1 rRNA gene is annotated in these 251 nt (G+C 55.8%); it reads left to right on the top strand.

The features are described from left to right. Nucleotides 1–251, top strand: a 23S ribosomal RNA gene (locus AC3G2T_RS38935); the annotation flags it as partial.

Genomic DNA, 251 nt, shown 5'->3' with positions numbered 1-251 from the left:
GGTGAAATTTTAATACCTGTGAAGATGCAGGTTACCCGCGACAAGACGGAAAGACCCCATGGAGCTTTACTGCAGCTTGATATTGGACTTTGGTACGATCTGTACAGGATAGGTGGGAGCCGTTGAAACCTGAGCGCCAGCTTGGGTGGAGGCGCCGTTGGGATACCACCCTGATCGTATCGGAGTTCTAACCTGGGCCCCTAAGCGGGGTCGGGGACAGTGTCAGGTGGGCAGTTTGACTGGGGCGGTCG

Source organism: Paenibacillus sp. sgz302191, from assembly GCF_057749925.1.
This window is presented reverse-complemented; position numbering and strand designations above follow the sequence as displayed.